Here is a 17,995-nt window from a genome sequence, read left to right on the forward strand (position 1 = left end):
GCAACCCCGAAAATCACATTTTTTCTTTATTTTTCAATGGGTTACATAAATTCTGCGCGAGCATGGCCCTACCGCTGAGATGGCATGGAAATTTGGGCCTCGGGGCCGGTTGAGCGACTGGTCATACGCTTAGCTCTGTCCCGTTCTCGATCGTTGTGTCTGCATTGCTTCCTTCCTTCATTCCCCGGTCCGCCACGACCCCGTACGGTTGCCGCCCACCCACCAGGCGAGAACTCTCATACAACAGGCTATCGCCCAGCCAAAAAAAAGCCCCCACGGGCGAACCTGCGGGGGCTTTCGGGCCGGGTCCGGAAGGCTCACTGCCTCCCGGATTCCGGAGGGCTATCAATACGGGCTATTGGTAATGGACAAAACAGACCACCGCTTCCCCTGGGAAGCGGGCAATAAACCGGGCTTTATGTACCTTGTCAGTTGCATTGGTGAGTCTCCATTGGTTGCCGGGGATTGTAGCGGCCCGCCGCGCGGACGCAAGTGAACGCTACGACAGGATGCGCATAATCGGCGTATTTTTTTCTCACTGCAGCCGTCAGCGCTAATGGAAATGGATCAGGGCACGTACGCAAAAGACGACGCTTCCAGCTCCCTCTCGCCGTCGAATCGATAGGCGACGAGCTTCCCTCCCCCAGCGACCGAATAATCCAGGCAAGCCACATTGTCAGTCAGTGGCCCTGGCTCACCATGGAGCCAGTAGTGCCCGATAAAACAGGGGACAGCATCGACTGGATACTCGGGAACATCTTCTGGCACCCCGAGAGCTGCCGCCTGGCCGATATCCACCCCCAACGGCAATGCGATATCGCCGAGACAGGATGCCTCTCTCTTCCACCATTGCACCCGCACAGCCTCACGGGAATTGCCATCCTTGTCGGCAAAGGCAATTCCCTCCGGCAGCGATACTTCGAAGCCCTTCAGGAGTGTTTCCACCGCACGAAACTCGGCAGTTCCTCGCGTCGAGGCGGCCACGAGCAGGTCATGGTCCAGCCGGGCATCCGGCGCCCTGTCGCGCAGCAGGTCTACATGCTCCTGGGCCCAGCAGGCATGCACCACCCTGCACCCTTCCAGTTCCAGCCACATCGGTAACTGGCGAAAAAAGTCCAGCACTTCCCGCTTCAGCGCAGGTCGATCGTCGAACTCGTTGAGGAAAGCCTGGTGCTGGCGGGTATTCCTGCGGGTACGCGGGCGCAGGGGCTCGCCCTGGTGCAGCGTGTGGAAGGCCAGGGCATTGAACTCGTGGTTGCCCATCACTGCCAGGGCGTGGCCGTTATCCACCATGGCCATGACAATTTCAAGCAGCCGGCGGTGCTGGCGCAGGTGCTCGCCGCGATCGATAAAATCGCCGAGGAATATCACCTTACGTCCCGGGTGGCAGAAGCCGGATCCGGTCTCCCGATAACCCAGGTGCAGGAGCAGCCGCTCCAGCTCAGCAGCATGCCCGTGGATATCCCCGATAATGTCGTAGCCCTGTGGCAAAGCGCACTCCTGTATTGAACTGGTATTGCTGGTCAGCAACCGGGCGGTACGGCCAACCGGTAATCAGATTACAATAGGCAGCATTTCACCACTACAGGCTGTCCGCTGTACATGGACCCCGAAATCCTCTTTGAAGATCCTTACCTGGTGGCGGCATACAAGCCCGAAGGCTGGCTGGTACATCGATCGTCGATTGATCGCCACGAGACCCGCTTCCTGCTGCAACACCTGCGTGACGTGGTGGGCTGCCACCTGTACCCGATCCACCGGCTCGACAAGCCCACCTCCGGGGTGATCCTGTTTGCCAAGAGCGGCGAAGTCGCCGCCCGCGCGCAGGCAGAGCTGGCTTCAGAGAGTTCTGTGAAAGCGTATATCGCCGTGTGCCGCGGCTGGTGCCCGGAGGAAGGCGTGATCGATTACCCGTTGGCGCCGGTCAACGATTTCAGGCACCAGCGCAAGCGCCCCAAAGCCGACCAGCCCCGCCAACCGGCGGTGACGCGTTTCCGGCGGCTGGACACTACCGAACTGCCCTATGCGGTCGACCGCTATCCTTCAAGCCGCTATTCGCTGGTGGAAGTGGAGCTGGAAACCGGGCGTCGCCACCAGATCCGCCGCCACTTCAAGCACCTGCACCACCCGCTGATCGGCTGCCCCAAGTATGGCAAGTCGGTGCACAACCGCTTCTTCGCCCAGCAGTTCGGCTGCGCGCGCCTATTGCTGCACGCCCACCGCCTGGAACTGGATCACCCGGTGACCGGCGAACGGCTGTCTATCTGTGCTCCGCCGCAGGGCTGCTTCGCCGCACTGCTGGAGACGCTGGGCTGGGCGCTGCCGCCCCGCTGACTACCGGACTCCCATCGCCCCCGCCACATGACTCACTCCGCAAGCACGGGAGCTGGTTGCGCCCGCTCGTCAGGGGATTGCCCACCAACAACACCCAGCTCCCCACCGTAACTCCTCAACGCTCCTGGACTGATCATGTCCTCCTCGCACAGCGTCGCCAGCGCAGCGTAGGCGATACTGGCGGCGTCCACCTCGAAATACCTGCGCAGGTCATCCCGCGCTTCGCTCAGGCCGAAACCGTCGGTACCTAACACCACGTAACGGCCGGGCACCCAGCGGGAGATACTGGTGGGCAGTGCGCGCATGTAGTCGGTGCAGGCCAACACCGGTCCCTCTATGCCCCGCAACACCCTTTGCAGATAGGGTTCCCGTTTTGCGCCGGGCTGCAGGCGGTTGTGGCGCTCCACCTGTTCGGCGTCGCGGGCGAGCTCGGTATAGCTGGTGACACTCCACACATCGGCGCACACGCCTTTTTCGGCCAGCAGTTCCTGCGCGGCCAGCACCTGCTGCATAATGCTGCCGCTGCCGAACAACTGCACCCGGGGTGCGCCGCCCTGCGTCAATTCCGATTCGCGGTAGAGGTAAATCCCCTTCAGCACGCCTTCCTCGATCCGCTCGAGCGCTTTTTCCGGCAGTGCGGGCATGGGGTAGTTTTCGTTGTAAACCGTGAGGTAGTAGAACACCTGCTCGCCACGGCCGTACATTTCCTCGATGCCCTCTCGCAGGATGATCGCAAGCTCATAGGCAAAGGCCGGGTCATAGCTGCGCAGGTTGGGCACGGTGGAGGCGAGGATATGGGAGTGGCCATCCTGGTGCTGTAGCCCCTCGCCGTTGAGGGTGGTCCGCCCGGCAGTACCGCCCAGCAGGAAACCGCGGCACATACTGTCGGCCGCGGCCCAGATGAGATCCCCCACCCGCTGGAAACCGAACATGCTGTAGAAAATATACAGCGGGATGGTGGGTACGCCGTGGTTGGCGTAGGCGGTACCGGCGGCCAGGAACGAGGCCATGGCACCGGCCTCGCAGATGCCCTCCTGCAGTATCTGGCCGTCGGCCGCCTCGCGATACGGCAGCAGGCTGTCGGCGTCCACCGGCAGGTACTTCTGCCCGCCGGGGGCATAGATGCCCGCCTCGCGAAACAGCGCCTCCATGCCAAAAGTGCGCGCCTCGTCCGGTACGATGGGGACAATATAGTTACCGATGCTTTTGTCTTTGATCAGCTTGGCCATCATGCGCACCACCGCCATGGTGGTGGAGATAGCGCGCTCGCCGCTGCCCCGGTAGAACTCGGCAAACAGCGCTCGCTCCGGTGCCGCCAGCGCCGCACAGTCAACGCGTCGCGACGGCATGGGCCCGCCGAGGGCGCGGCGCCGCTCGCGCAGGTAACGCAGCTCTTCAGAGTCCTCCGGCGGGGAGTAGAAGGCGGCCCGACCCAATGCCTCGTCATCGAGGGGAATACCCAATCGGCGGCCGATGGCGATACGGTCCTCGCGGGAGAACTGTTTTTGCTGGTGCGCGGTGTTCTTGCCCTGGGCCGCCTCGCCCAGGCCGTCGCCCTTGACGGTTTTCACCAGGATCACCGTGGGCCGGCCGCTGCTCTCGGCCGCGCGGGCAAATGCCGCATGGATTTTTTTCGGGTCCTGGCCACCGCGCTTGATCTCGCGTACCTCGTCGTCGGTCAGGCTGCTCATCAGGGCCCTGAGTTCGGGGGAGTCTTCCACCCAGTGCTCGCGCTGGGCGCCGCCGGGCCGGGTGGAATACAGCTGGTAGTCGCCGTCCAGCGTTTCGTCCATGCGCTTCTGTAACACGCCGCGGTGGTCGTTCTGCAGCAGCGTATCCCAGCCGCTGCCCCACACCACCTTGATCACCTGCCAGTCGGCGCCGCGGAAGCTGCGCTCCAGTTCCTGGATGATCTTGCCGTTGCCCCGCACCGGGCCATCCAGGCGCTGCAGGTTGCAGTTCACCACCAGCACCAGGTTGTCGAGTTTTTCCCGCGCGGCAATGTTGATGGTGCCCAGCACTTCCGGCTCGTCCGCCTCGCCGTCGCCGATAAAGTTCCACACCTTGCCACCGTTGGCAGGCTTGAGGCCGCGTGCCTCCAGGTACTTGGCGAAGCGTGCCTGGTAGATGGCCGACGGCGTGGAGAGGCCCATGGACGCGGTGGGGGCCTGCCAGAAATCCGGCATCTGCCGTGGGTGCGGGTAGGACGAGAGGCCGCCGCCCGGCTGCAGCTGGCGACGGAAATTTTTCAGTTGCTGCTCGGTAAGGCGCCCCTCCAGGAAGGCACGGGCGTAGATGCCCGGCGCGGCGTGGGCCTGCACGTTGAGCTGGTCGCCGCCGTAACGCTCGTCACGGCAGCGGAAGAAATGGTTGAAACCCACCTCGAGCATGGTGGCGGCAGAGGCGTAGGTGGCGATATGGCCGCCGACCCCGGTGCCGCTGTCCGCCGCCTGCAATACCATGGCGATGGCGTTCCAGCGGATCATGTCCTCCACCCGCCGCTCCAGCTCCAGGTCTCCCGGATAGGCAGGCTGCGCGGACAGCGGGATGGTGTTGCGGTAGGGCGTGTTCAGCGGCGCCTCGTCCAGCGGCACGCCGCTGCGCACCAGGCGCTCCTGCAGTTCGCGCAGGATTTCCCGGGCGCGGCCGGCGCCCTGGTAACGCAGGATATCCTCCAGCGCCTCGCGCCACTCCTGCAGTTCCGGGTCCTGCTCCCCGACGCAATCCTGCGGATCCACTTGTATGTTCACCTTGCCCTGCCCCGCTTGTCTGCTCCAGCCCAACTCCACAGGAAGATACAGCCCGGCCCCGACGCCGGGGCTGCACTCCCGTTACTTCTTCGCAAATCCAGACTGTCGCTGTCAGCCGATACCGGCCAGCGCCTGCTCCAGGTCGGCGACGATGTCCTCGGCGTTCTCCAGCCCCACTGCCAGGCGAATCAGCGTGCGGGAGATACCCGCCGCCGCCAGTTCCTCGGGCTCGTAGGTGGAGTGGGTCATGGAGGCCGGGTGCTGGATCAGGGTCTCGGCGTCACCGAGGCTGACCGCGCGCTTGCACATCTGCAGCTTGTTGATAAAGGCCACCGCCTGCTCGAAGCCCTGCTTGAGCTCAAACGCCATCACGCCGCCAGCGCCACTCATCTGCGTACCCAGCAGCTTGTAGCCCGGGTGGCCCGGCAGCCCCGGGTAGTAGACCTTCTCGACTGCGGGGTGCTTCTCCAGGTACTCGGCCACCACCTGCCCGTTCTCGCCGTGGCGCTGCATGCGCAGGTGCAGGGTCTTGAGGCCGCGAATCACCAGCCAGGCATCGTGCGGGCTCATCACCGCGCCCATGTCCTTGCGGGTGGTCATCTTGATCTGGTCAATCAGTTCAGCCGGCCCGCAGAGGATGCCCGCTACCACGTCGCCATGGCCGTTCAGGTACTTGGTGGCCGAGTGCAGCACCAGGTCGATGCCGTGCTCGGCCGGGCGCTGCAGGATCGGCGACATGAAAGTGTTGTCGATCACCGTGACGATACCGCGCTCCCTGGCGATACCGGCCAGGGCGTCCAGGTCCATCACTGTCATGCAGGGATTGATCGGGGTCTCGCCGTAGATCACTTTGGTGTTCGGCTTGATGGCCTCCCGCACTGCCTGCGGGTCGGCCAGGTCCACAAAGCTGACCTCGATACCCAGCGCCGGCAGCTGGTGGTTGAACAGGGCATAGGTGCAGCCGTACAGGCGGTGGGAAGTGACAAGGTGATCGCCGGCCTTCAGCAGCGCGAAGATCGCTGCGGACACCGCGCCCATGCCGGAGCCGAAGGCGGCGGCCGCTTCGGTGCCCTCGAGGATGGCCATGCGGTTTTCCAGCTCCTCCACGGTGGGGTTGCCCAGCCGGGAATAGATGTGCCCGCCTGCCTCACCGGCGAAGCGGTCGGCACCCTGCTGCACGTCGTCGAAGACGAAGGTGGAAGTCTGGTAGATGGGTGTGGACAGGGGCCCGTGCTCACCCTGCGACTGCTTGCCGCCGTGGATGGCGTTGGTCTCGATATTCTTGGATTCCCACATGTGTGCCTCTCTTATCGTTATACATCCGCGGGGCACACAAGCTGGTACGTGCCCCGCCTAGGGTTCCGGCAGATCCAGCTCGGTTGTCTGCTTCAGCGCCTTCAACACGATGCTGGTATGGATCCGGGCAATGCCCGGCAGCGGTATCAGACGCGCGGCGATGAAGTGATCGAGCGCGCGGTTGTTCACGGTGCTGACCTTGATCATGTAGTCGTATTCACCGGTCACGTGGTAGCACTCCAGCACCTCGGGCATGGCCACAAGGCGGTCGAGCACCTCGGCGATCCGCTCATACTGGTGCAGCTCCAGGGCGATCTCGATCAGGGCCAGGTTGTCGTGCCCCAGTTTCTCCCGGTTGAGCATCGCCGCGTAGCCGCTGATATAGCCCTCCTGTTCCAGCCGCCTGACCCGGGCCAGCGTGGCCGGCGGCGACAGGTGCACCCGGTCGGACAGCTCCACGTTACTGATCCGACCTTCGGCCTGGAGGACCCGCAGGATGGCGATATCCGTACGGTCCAGCGACGAAACAGAGGTTACCATTCGAGAAGCCTCACAGAGTATGATTAGGAAAAACTAAGATTATTCCGAATATTATTAATTCGCAATGTCCTGTCACCGGCTCAAATTAAGAAAATTCGGTTCCGCTGGCGACGGGATTTTCGGTTATTAGGTGGGCCACGGAGGGACGGCAGGCGGCGGCTGGGAATCCGGTGTGCCGGCCCGGCCGGGGGCGGCCATCAAAAAAGGCCAGCCCGATGCCGGGCTGGCCTTGGCACGGACCCCGCTGCATGCAGAGCCCCGTCATATGCCTCCCCTGGACAGGGAGGACCAGGTCAATCCAGGGACTTCAGGACCTCCACGTGGTTCAGGTACATCGGGTTGATATCCTTCAGGGTAAACATCCCGGTCACATCCAGGTGGTCCCAGCCGGACTTCTTGCCCATGTGCTGCCATACACCGGGTACGGGCAAGCCGTTGTAGTCCTGGTAAGGGGCTCCCATCGGCGCCACCATGCTGCTGGTGTTCACCGCACTGTCATTGGCGAACCAGCTGGAATCGACCCCAAGGTTGCTGTTCTTGTACTGCCCCATGAACAGGGACTGCGGCATAAACGGCAGGAAAGTGGAAGCAATGGGGTACTGCTTGCTCGTAAACAGTCCCTTGAAGGTGGACTGGTTCGAATAGGAAAAATAGTAAACATCCGGATAGGTGATGGCGCCACCGTAGATATAGGGTGCCCCCTCCGCACTCAGGTCATAGAGTGACGTATCCAGGGAATCTTCCCACAGGCGGTGGTCCTTTACGCGCCGGAAGTAGTCATCCCAGCTTTCCCCGGATTGGCGCGTCAGTGCCCACTGGTCCAGCTTGAGGTCGTAGACCACGTTCTCGACACTGACCAGGCCCGCCGTCCGGTAGATGGAGGTTACCAGTTGCTCGGTGATGTCCAGTGGGTTGAAGAACTCTGTCAGCGTGGTGCCGTTGTGGGGCGTGGAAACCGTGGTGATACTGTGCACCCAGTTCCTGCCGCCCTCGAACACCGTACCGGCCTCGTAGTTCTCCTCGGGCGAGCCATCCCGCAGTAGTTTGAGCAGCACCCGGGCCGTCTGGCCGCCCTGGCTGTGGGCGATGATATGGATCTTGCTGGAGGCATTCCAGTCCGGCAGCAGCCCGCCGAAGCAGCGACCAAATTGCGCGTGCCCATGGGTCGAGGCATGGGTTGCACCATAGTTCACGCAGCCGCCCTTCAGCTGGTAGTAGGCCTCAACCGCCCGGTCCCAGTTGGAGCTGAGCGGCCCGACCGCCAGGGTGACGGTATCGTGGCCACGGGATTTCAGGTATTCCTGCAGGTCCCGCTTGCCTTTCCAGCCGCCCCCCCAGTACTTGAAACCAAACAGCTCGTTGCGGCCCCAGCCGGCGAAACCGTGCAGCAGGACAACAGTTTCATTGTTGGCGGCCTGGGCGGCGGTGTAACTGGCCGCGGTTGCCAGCGGCTGCAGCTCAAAGACCTGGTTGTCATCGTAGTTGCAGGTGTACTGCTCCAATTCCTGGTAACCGGAGCTGAACACGCTGTTGTTAACATCCAGGCACTGGTAGCTGGACTTCGGCCGGATCACGTAGCCGGAGCCATAGGGCACGAAGCGGAAGAGCTGGTTGTCACTGCCATACCCCTCGTCCTGCTCGATTGCCGCACTGGCAGCGTCGGCAAAATTCCGCACCGAAAGTGACAGGCCACTGTTGGTGTTCTGGATATTGAAGTACCCATCGGCCTGGTGGATCAGCTCGAACGTCTGCGCGCTGGTACCGTTACAGGAGTATTGCTGGAGCTGGGTACCTGCGGTGGTGCTCGATCCCGGCACGTCCAGGCATTTACCGCTGTGCCTGGCAACAATGTTGTAGATACCATCCTGCACCGCCGCCTCATAAACCACCGGCTCGAGCGTCCATTTCTGGTTGTCACCGCCATGCTCGTCCCAGAGGTGGATTTCAGCCCCGTCGTCGGTGGAGACACCGGAGACATCCATCGGTTTGTTGCCCGACAACGCGGTTTTTATAAAGAACTCCCCGTCACCGGTTCCCTCGACCAGGAACCGCTGGTTGCTTCCCTGGTTGCAGCTGTACTGCTGGACAGGGGTGCCGTTGCCGGTCTGGCCCCAGTACACGTCGACGCACTTACCGCTGTTGACGTTGATGATCTCGTAGCGGCCAGCGCCTGCGTAAACAAAGTCGAACTGCTGTGCGGCGGTGCCGTTGCAGCGCCACTGCTGCAGCTGCTTGCCATTGGCGGTGCTGGAGGAGGGAACATCAAGACAGAGCCCAGAGTGCACCGCCCGGGCCGTGTACCTGCCGGGCGCCAGGGTGCGCTCACCGTCGATGGTCGGATTGATGGCAAAGGTCTGCTGTGGCGAACCGCTACAGGACATCTGCACCAGCCGGGCCCCGTCATCCTGGGATGCACCCGAGAGCTCGACACACTTGCCCGAGTTCCTGTTCCGGAGAATATAGCCACTCCCGTTCTTCTGCGGCAGGAAGTGCTGGGAGCCGTAGTCGTACCAGCTGTACTGAACCAGTGCCGCGCCATCCGACTGGGAGCCGCCCTGCACCCGCATGGCCTTGCCGCTGTTTACATTGATAATCTTGTAATAACCGCCGCCCACCGGGCTGACATCGAAATCCTGGACGGTGGAGCCCGAGCAGTTGGCCTGCTCCAGCTGGACGTTACTGGATATGCTGCCACCGGGCACATTGACGCACTTGCCGCTGTGGGCGAGTGTCAGCTTGTACCTGTCGGCGGGTAAATTGGATGCGTGGGCGGCCAGGGGTAGCTGCAGAACAAATAGCGAAAGTATCCCGAGATAAACGGGGGTAAGTCTCTTCATCATGCGCCGAACCTCATTCTCTCTGTGAACTTGATTTGGCAACACGTCAACGATCAATTAAAAGGAAAACTCCATACCTTTAGGACAGGCCGGTTTATCCAGAAGCAGACTACGGCATTACGACACTTTGGACACACGGCGGTTTGCCGGGGATTGATGATGACTTGGCGTGTTGTCGCTGTTTTTATTTGAAAAAGTTTTATTATTTTTTAAATTGTTTTTTTACTGACATCACAGCCATGGAGAACCGCTGAAATGGCTGGCGAAATGATTCTAGTCACGAAAATGAAACAGTGTAAACAGCAAAAAAGTGACTGTACGTCCCCTGAGAAACAGCGCACAAATAGAATAAATACAGACTTACCAGTCCCCGAACAGGCACTGCCAAAGGGGACGCCCGCCACTGCAAAGGTGTGAACGATGGCCAAAACTTCGACCGGCCAGGCTTCGAAAGATAAACGTAAAAACTCTGGCCGGGCTATTAACAGGGAGGGCTCCCCAGCTTCACCTGTCAGCCGCTCATCTCATCAAGCAGACAATCGCCCACTCCATATCCAGCCCCGCCCTGGCGAACATCAACCCACGGCTGGAAAAAGATTATTTCGGCGCCGATTAAAAATTAAGGGCCGCGTAAAAAGGTGAAGAAAGTGCCCCCCCGGATGTGGACTGATCAATGAAGTGCAGGAAAGATCGCGAGAAAAGCTTGTAAACGGGCCTTACCTCTTGCCGCAATCGCTCGCGCAGGAAAGTCCGCAGGCGACCGGCCTGACCACCGGCGTGCAGCGTTGCGCGGCTTTCACCAAAGTCTAATCGCCCCCATGGGTCCAATCGCGTAGCATGGCCCTAAAAGGCACAAGCAAGGGGCCACCCCCATGAATGCAGACCCAAAGCTGCCGGAAATACAGTCAGTGGTGTCCTTCCTGCGCCACTGCCCCCCCTTCGGCGGGCTGCCCAAACCCACGCAGCAGGATACAGCACGCAGGATCCGGATCACTTACCTGCGCAAGGGTGAGCAAATTCGCGCCGACTCGGCCGCCTACGCCCTGCGTATTGTGCGCAGCGGGGCGGTGGAAATCCGCAGCGAAGACCGGCAGCTGCTGGACCGGCTCGGCGAGGGCGAGAGCTTCAATATCCACGGGCTCGACGTGGGATCAGAAGGCGTGGTGGCGGAAACCATCGAGGACACCCTGCTCTACCAGTTGCCCCGCGCCGCCTACGAGGCCCTGCGGGCGCAGTTTCGCGACTTCGACCGCCACTTCCACAGCCAGCGCAACCGGCGCCTGCGGCGCGCCGCCCGCTATCGCCCGGACACCAACCTGCTGACCCAGCCCCTGGCCAACCATGTCACCAGCAACCCGCTGTCACTGCCGCCGGAAACCCCGCTGCAGGCAGCGGCGCGAACCATGACCGAACACCGGGTCTCCTCCCTGCTGGTGAAGGACGGTGAGCAGTTGCTGGGCATTGTCACCGACCGCGACCTGCGCAGCCGCGCGCTCGCCAGGGGCCTGCCGGTGCACACCCCGATTCGCGACATCATGACTTGCGAACCCAAGCGCATCGAACTGGATGCCAGCGTGTTCGACGCCGTGCTGGCCATGACCCGCGAGGGCATCCACCACCTGCCGGTGCAGCAAGATGGCAAGGTGGTAGGCATCATCACCTCCTCGGACCTGATGCTGGCGCGTGAGAACGACCCGGTTTACCTGGTCCAGCACCTCTCCCGCCAGCAGGACGTGGAGAGCCTCGCGGCCATGACCAGCTCATTGCCGTCACTGATGGTGCAGGCGGTACGCGGCGGCATGCGCGCCCACCAGCTGAGCCGCGTACTCACCGCTATCAGTGATGCGGTTACCTGCCGCCTCATTGAGCTGGCGACCGAGAAACTGGGACCGGCACCGGTGCCCTTCTGCTGGCTGGGCTTCGGCTCCCAGGGGCGCGGTGAGCAACTGGTCGGCGCCGACCAGGACAACGGCCTGTTGATCGACAACCGCGCCACCGCCAACGACATGGACTGGTTTCGCCGGCTGGCCACCTTTGTCTGCGACGGCCTGAATGCCTGCGGCTACCCCTACTGCAACGGCAAGGTGATGGCCACCACCGACCGCTGGCGCCAGCCGCTGAGTGAATGGCGCCGCACCGTGGACAACTGGACCCATGCCCCCACGCCGGAGGCCGTGATGCGTGTGTCGATTTTCTTCGACCTGCGCAGTGTCTACGGTGACGCACACCTGTGCGAGCAGCTTCAGCGGCATATGCTGTCCCGCGCTCGTCGTGACGCCATTTTCCTGGCGGCCCTGGCCGCCAACGTACTGGAACAGACCCCGCCACTGGGGATATTCCGGCGCTTCCTGGTAGAGCGCAACGGCGAGCACCGCGACGAGTTCGATATCAAGAAGCGCGGCGTACTACCCATCGTCGACCTGGCCCGTATCCACGCCCTGGCCCACGGCATACCCGCGGTAAATACGCGCGAGCGGCTGCAACACCTGGTGGACGCGCGCATCCTTACCATCGGGGACGGCCGCAACCTGCAGGACGCCTATGACACCATCCAGCAGCTACGGGTGGAAAACCAGTGTCGACAGGTTACTGACGGCCACCGCACCAGCAACCACCTGAACCCGGACGAGTTGCCCGGCCTGGAGCGCAAGCACCTGAAGGATGCCTTTACCGTGGTGCACGACGCCCAGGAAGCCATGCGCAGCCATTTCCGGCAGGGTCTCTGAGCCGTGGACTGGCCCGCGCTCCTGTGGCTGGGTTTACAGCGCCGCTGGTGGCGCGGTCGCGCCCGTCACCCCGCCCTGCGGCGGGTACTCTCCCCGCCGGTGCCGACAGGCGACGCTATGGATACCCGCTACGTGGCGGTGGACCTGGAGACCACCGGGCTCTCACCGGAAGCGGACGAAATTGCCAGTATCGGCTGGGTAGCCGTCGAACAGGGTTGCATCCTGCTGGAAACTGCACGCCACTACAGGGTGCGGCTGGAAAAAGGGGTGGGCCAGAGTGCCATCTATCACCAACTGACCGACAGCGAACTGCAACAGGGAGAACCACTGTCTACCGTGCTCCCTCGCCTGCTGGAGGCAATCAGTGGCAGCGTGCTGATATTCCACAACGCCCAGTTGGATATGGGTTTTCTCAACCGCGCCTGCCGGTCATTGTGGGCCGCGCCGCTGCCGGTACCCATTGAAGATACGATGCAGCTGGAATTGCGCCGGCTGCAGCACCGGCAACAGTGCATCCCAGCCGGCGCCCTGCGCCTGTTCCAGTGCCGGCATCGCTACGGGTTACCCGATGTGGCCGCGCATGACGCGCTGGGAGATGCGATTGCCACGGCAGAACTGTGGCTGGCCATGAAAGCCGGCGAATACCAGAAATGCCCGGCGCAGTAGGCGGGAAGGTAACAGTGAAAAAACTGGCCGAAATACATAAAGCTCAAAAAACGGGCATCAGCTGGGCTTTCTGTTGACCAAACCAATTACGCGAGCCCTGGAACGAATTCTATATAAAGGTGGCGCTGCGATTCAGGTAGGTATCCCCCTGATTGGTGCTCAACTATAAAAAAGCAAGGTAAAGGTAGGTGCGAGGCCGCTCGCTCAGAGCGGCCCGGGCATGGGATATGCACCCACGCCGTCGAGTCGACCTGGCACTCGAAACCGGCAACCCCACAAACACATGATTACCTGACCTTACGCCACTCATCAAAGCAAAATGTCGCCAGACCGCACTACCCCCAGCCAAATAACCTGTCAAATTCATTAAGTTTTTTATGCCTGCTTAAGCCCCTGTTTTCCATTCCGCAATGCGTTATATTGGGAGTATCCAACATTAATAAGCATAAGAAGTTGGGCCAGTTTATGAAGCAAATCGACCAGCCGCCAGAAATGCTGAGCGGCGGCCAGATCCTGGTCAGGAGCCTGCAGGCGCAGGGTGTTGACCGTGTTTTCGGCGTTCCCGGCGAGAGCTATCTCGCCGTGCTCGACGCGCTCTGTGATGCTCCGGATATCCAGATGATCACCTGCCGGCAGGAAGGTGGCGCCGCGATGATGGCGGAGGCCGATGGCCGCCTGGCCGGCAAACCGGGAGTATGCTTCGTCACCCGTGGCCCGGGCGCAACCAATGCGAGCGCCGGGATTCATGTCGCCTACCAGGCCTCCACCCCGATGGTGCTGTTTATTGGCCAGGTGGCACGTGCCCAGCAGGATCGCGAGGCCTTCCAGGAAATTGACTACCGGCGCATGTTCGGTCAGATGGCCAAGTGGGTCGCGCAGGTCGAGTCCCCGGCGCGCCTGGCAGAATACGTTGATCGCGCCTTCGCGGTTGCCATGTCTGGCCGCCCCGGCCCGGTCGTAATCGCACTGCCCGAAGATATGCTGCGGGAATCCTGCGCGTTTCACCCGAATCAGAAAACTTCCGCCCTGCCGGCAGCGGCCCCGGCCCCACACGACCTGTCGGCGCTAGAGCGGTTACTTCAACAGAGCGAGCGACCGCTGCTGCTCTGCGGCGAGAGCGGCTGGAGCGATGAAGCGCGCAGGCTGGCCGAAACTTTTTGCGAAAAACACGCGGTGCCCGCGGTGGCCGCATTTCGCTGCCAGGATCGCTTCGACAACACCCACCCTGCCTATATCGGCGATTGCGGCCTGGGCATCAACCCCTCACTGCAGCGGCATATTGAAGGCGCAGACCTGGTGCTGGTGATGGGCGCACGGCTGAGTGAAATTGTCACCCAGAATTACACCATCCTGGTGGATCCCGGTGCGCAGAAACTGGTACATGTACACCCAAGCCCCGATGAGCTGGTCACCGTGAGACAACCGGATGTCGCCATGGCCTGTGCAATCGAACCGCTCGCCGAAGCGCTGGCCGATATTCCCGCCAATCCCGAGCGATTGGAGGGACGCCGCGCAAGGCTGCAAAAGGCGCGCGCGGAATATGAAGCCTGGTCGACACCCGCGGCCATCCCCGGTGATCTCCAGTACGGGGAAATCGTCGACTACCTGCGCGAGCAGTTACCGGCGGACGCCATTATCTGTAATGGCGCCGGCAACTATTCCATCTGGGTGCACCGATACTTCCGCTATCGCGCTGACCAGGCACAGCTCGCACCCATCAGCGGTTCGATGGGCTACGGGCTGCCTGCGGCCATCGCCGCCAAGCTCCGCTATCCCGACCGCGATGTGCTCTGTTTCGCCGGTGACGGCTGCCTGCAAATGACGGTGCAGGAGCTGGCCACCGCAAGACAGTACGGCGCCAATATTATCGTCCTGGTCATCAACAACGGCAGCTACGGCACAATCCGCACGCACCAGGAGCGAAATTACCCCGGCCGGGTGATGGCCACCGACCTCGTGAACCCGGACTTCACTGCGCTGGCTGCTGCCTATGGGTTTCACAGCACCAAAATCACATGCACGGAAGAATTCTACCCGGCATTCGAGGCGGCACGGGCGGCCAGCCAGCCTGCCCTGCTGGAACTGTACCTGCCCCTCGAGGCACTGACGCCATCGGTGACACTGTCGCAATTACAAAGCAATAACTGAAAAAAGAAGCAGAACACTATGAATCTCGATCTCACAGGAAAGCGCGCCCTTGTCTGTGGTTCCAGCCAGGGACTGGGCAAGGCCAGTGCCATCGAGCTCGCCCAGCTGGGCGCATCGGTAACGCTGTTTTCACGCAACGCAGAAAAGTTGCAGGCGGTCATGCAGGAGCTGGACACCTCAAAGGGCCAGCAGCACCACGTGCTGGTCGCTGACTTTACGAACCCGCAAGAGGTCCAGTCCGCGATCGGGCAACATATCGCCGAAACCGGCAATTTCGAGATCCTGGTAAACAATACCGGCGGCCCGCCCCCGGGGGCAGCCAACTCCGCCGATGCCCAGGAATTTATCGATGGATTCAACCTGCACCTGGTGAATAACCACAACCTGGTACAGGCACTGCTGCCCGGGATGAAAGCAGCCGGCTACGGGCGCGTGATCAACGTCATTTCCACCTCGGTGAAAGCCCCGCTGAATGGCCTCGGCGTTTCCAATACCGTACGCGGCGCGGTGGCGAACTGGGCCAAGACCCTGGCCAATGAGCTGGGCCAGTTCAACATTACCGTCAATAACGTATTACCCGGCGCAACCAATACGGTCCGGCTCGAGGCGATTATCACCAACAAGGCGAAAAAGGCCGGTGTCAGTGAGGCGGACATGGCCGAGAAAGAGAAGTCCACCATTCCCATGGGCCGCTTCGGGGAAGCGCACGAATTCGGCGCAGCCGTCGCCTTCCTGGCGTCGCCGGCGGCAGGCTATATCAATGGCGTCAACCTCCCGGTCGACGGGGGCAGGACCGGGTGCCTGTAATGGAAACCCTGGAAAATTACATCGATGGCAAGCTGGTACCTCCCGGAGACGGCCGCTACCTGGACAATATCAATCCCGCTACCGGGCAGGTGTATGGCCGGATTCCACGTTCTGGCCAGGCAGACCTGGACGCCGCGGTAACGGCCGCGGAAAAGGCCCGGGCCGGCTGGCAGGCCACCCCAGCCGAACAGCGCGCCGCACTGATGGAGCGCATCGCGGGCCTGATCGACACAAACCTGGAACTGCTCGCCACTGCAGAGTCCGAGGACAATGGCAAGCCCATCGCCCTGGCCCGCTCCCTGGATATACCCCGCGCGGCCAGTAACTTCCGCTTTTTCGCCCACGCGATTACCCAGTTTGCGTCGGAGTCGCACGCCATGGGGGAAGCTGCGATCAATTACACCTTGCGTGACCCCATCGGAGTCGTCGGCTGTATCTCGCCGTGGAACCTGCCGCTGTACCTCTTTACATGGAAGATCGCCCCGGCGCTGGCCGCCGGCAACTGTGTGGTTGCCAAACCGTCGGAAGTTACCCCGAAGACCGCGTACCTGTTATCCCAGCTGTGCATCGAGGCGGGGCTCCCGTCGGGTGTACTGAATATCCTGCACGGCCTGGGTGGCGAGATCGGCAATGCCATTGTCACCCACGCCGGCGTCAAGGCCATTTCCTTTACCGGCGGTACTGAAACCGGCGCGCAAATCGCGGCGCAGGCCGCCCCAAGGTTCAAGAAACTGTCACTGGAGCTGGGCGGCAAGAACCCGAGCCTGGTATTTGCAGACTGCGACCTGGACAAAGCCGTGGCCGGTGTTGCGCGTGCCGCCTTCGCCAACCAGGGCCAGATCTGCCTGTGCGGCTCCCGCATCTACGTGGAACGCAGCATCTACCCCGAGTTCCGGCAGCGCCTGCTGGACCAGGTAAAAGCTTTGCGCGTCGGCGACCCCCTGACCGACGTCCAACAGGGTGCCCTGGTATCGGAAGCGCATATGGGTAAAGTGCTCGGCGCCATCGAGACAGCCCGTGCAGAGGGAGGGAAGATCCTCTGCGGGGGTGAGCGGATTGTGCCGGACGGGCGCTGCGCCCAGGGCTATTTTGTCGCGCCCACGCTGATCGAGGGGCTGCCGCTGGCATGCGAGACCAACCAACGGGAAATATTCGGGCCGGTGGCAACGCTGCAACCCTTTGATACCGAAGAAGAGGCGATCCAGATGGCCAACGGCACCGACTATGGACTCGCCGCATCGCTCTGGACCGAAAACCTGCGCCGCAGCCACCGCATCGCCAGGCAACTGGACTTCGGCATCGTCTGGGTCAATTGCTGGTTACAGCGCGACCTCCGCACACCATTCGGCGGCATGAAGAATTCGGGTGTAGGTCGCGAGGGCGGGCTGGAGGCGCTGCGGTTCTTCACCGAGCCGAAGAACGTCTGTATCAACTACGAGTAAACAGAAGCAAAACCGAGAACATCATGAGCGCAGTGAAACACTCCTCCAGGGCCCCGGCTCCTGTCGGGCTCTATCCACACGCACGCAAGGTCGGTAACCTGCTGTTCCTGTCCGGTGTGGGGCCACGCAAGAAAGACAGTAAAGAAATCCCCGGCGTGACGCTGGACGATAACGGCAACATCGTCGCCTATGATATTGCCGAACAATGCCACTCGGTGTTCTCCAATGTCCGCGCAATCCTCGAGGACGCCGGATCCGGCTGGGACCGGCTCGTGGACGTCACCGTGTTCCTGACCAATATGAAAGACGACTTCAAAACCTATAACAAAATCTATGCGGAATACTTCAGGGATAACCAGCCTTGCAGAACCACGGTCGAGGTTCTCTCCCTGCCAACCCCGATTGGCATCGAGCTAAAGTGTATCGCCACGGTCGATTAGGCTTCCTGG

At 61.8% G+C, this 17,995-nt stretch carries 12 protein-coding genes; 7 read left to right on the forward strand and 5 right to left on the reverse strand.

Annotated features, from left to right (window positions below):
- Nucleotides 1-567 precede the first annotated feature (567 nt).
- A complete protein-coding gene (locus LVD11_RS09485) occupies nt 568-1,491 on the reverse strand; it encodes a metallophosphoesterase (protein ID WP_237058350.1) in 924 nt (307 codons plus the stop codon).
- 111 nt (nt 1,492-1,602) lie between these two features.
- On the opposite strand from LVD11_RS09485, the gene LVD11_RS09490 reads away from it, so the two are divergent.
- A complete protein-coding gene (locus LVD11_RS09490) occupies nt 1,603-2,334 on the forward strand; it encodes a pseudouridine synthase (RefSeq protein WP_237058352.1) in 732 nt (243 codons plus the stop codon).
- Between the two features lie 32 nt (nt 2,335-2,366).
- Here LVD11_RS09490 and aceE read toward each other — a convergent pair whose 3' ends face one another.
- The 4 genes from aceE to LVD11_RS09510 all read right to left on the reverse strand — a co-directional run bounded on the left by aceE (nt 2,367) and on the right by LVD11_RS09510 (nt 9,760).
- A complete protein-coding gene (aceE, locus tag LVD11_RS09495) occupies nt 2,367-5,084 on the reverse strand; it encodes a pyruvate dehydrogenase (acetyl-transferring), homodimeric type (protein ID WP_237058354.1) in 2,718 nt (905 codons plus the stop codon).
- A 111-nt stretch (nt 5,085-5,195) separates the two neighbouring features.
- Nucleotides 5,196-6,380: a methionine gamma-lyase gene (megL, locus tag LVD11_RS09500; RefSeq protein WP_237058356.1), complete on the reverse strand. Its 1,185-nt coding sequence runs from the start codon at nt 6,378-6,380 to the stop codon at nt 5,196-5,198.
- A gap of 57 nt (nt 6,381-6,437) precedes the next feature.
- On the reverse strand, nt 6,438-6,920 hold the full coding sequence (locus LVD11_RS09505) for an Lrp/AsnC family transcriptional regulator (RefSeq protein ID WP_237058365.1): 483 nt from the start codon (nt 6,918-6,920) through the stop codon (nt 6,438-6,440).
- Nucleotides 6,921-7,213: 293 nt separating this feature from the next.
- Nucleotides 7,214-9,760 (reverse strand): lipase-like domain-containing protein, encoded by a 2,547-nt coding sequence (locus LVD11_RS09510; protein ID WP_237058373.1) that lies wholly within the window; start codon nt 9,758-9,760, stop codon nt 7,214-7,216.
- 869 nt (nt 9,761-10,629) lie between these two features.
- Between LVD11_RS09510 and LVD11_RS09515 the strand changes: the two genes are divergently transcribed.
- From LVD11_RS09515 to LVD11_RS09540, 6 genes are all read left to right on the forward strand, one after another.
- The gene (locus LVD11_RS09515; protein WP_237058375.1) at nt 10,630-12,483 is read left to right on the forward strand and encodes a putative nucleotidyltransferase substrate binding domain-containing protein; all 1,854 of its coding nucleotides are present in this window, start codon (nt 10,630-10,632) and stop codon (nt 12,481-12,483) included.
- Nucleotides 12,484-12,486: 3 nt separating this feature from the next.
- Nucleotides 12,487-13,149, forward strand: a complete 663-nt coding sequence (locus LVD11_RS09520) for an exonuclease domain-containing protein (RefSeq protein ID WP_237058384.1) — start codon at nt 12,487-12,489, stop codon at nt 13,147-13,149.
- Between the two features lie 465 nt (nt 13,150-13,614).
- Nucleotides 13,615-15,297: a thiamine pyrophosphate-binding protein gene (locus LVD11_RS09525; protein ID WP_237058386.1), complete on the forward strand. Its 1,683-nt coding sequence runs from the start codon at nt 13,615-13,617 to the stop codon at nt 15,295-15,297.
- Nucleotides 15,298-15,315: 18 nt separating this feature from the next.
- Nucleotides 15,316-16,104 carry an SDR family oxidoreductase gene (locus LVD11_RS09530; RefSeq protein WP_237058388.1) on the forward strand — a complete coding sequence of 263 codons (789 nt, stop codon included), beginning with the start codon at nt 15,316-15,318 and terminating at the stop codon, nt 16,102-16,104.
- Nucleotides 16,104-17,546, forward strand: coding sequence for an aldehyde dehydrogenase (locus LVD11_RS09535; protein ID WP_237058390.1), 1,443 nt, complete (start codon nt 16,104-16,106; stop codon nt 17,544-17,546). Before LVD11_RS09530 ends, LVD11_RS09535 begins: the two co-directional genes overlap by 1 nt.
- Nucleotides 17,547-17,569: 23 nt before the next feature.
- Nucleotides 17,570-17,986, forward strand: coding sequence for a RidA family protein (locus tag LVD11_RS09540; RefSeq protein ID WP_237058392.1), 417 nt, complete (start codon nt 17,570-17,572; stop codon nt 17,984-17,986).
- Nucleotides 17,987-17,995: the final 9 nt, after the last annotated feature.

Origin of the sequence: Microbulbifer sediminum, from assembly GCF_021729035.1 — a bacterium.
Classification (GTDB): domain Bacteria; phylum Pseudomonadota; class Gammaproteobacteria; order Pseudomonadales; family Cellvibrionaceae; genus Microbulbifer; species Microbulbifer sediminum.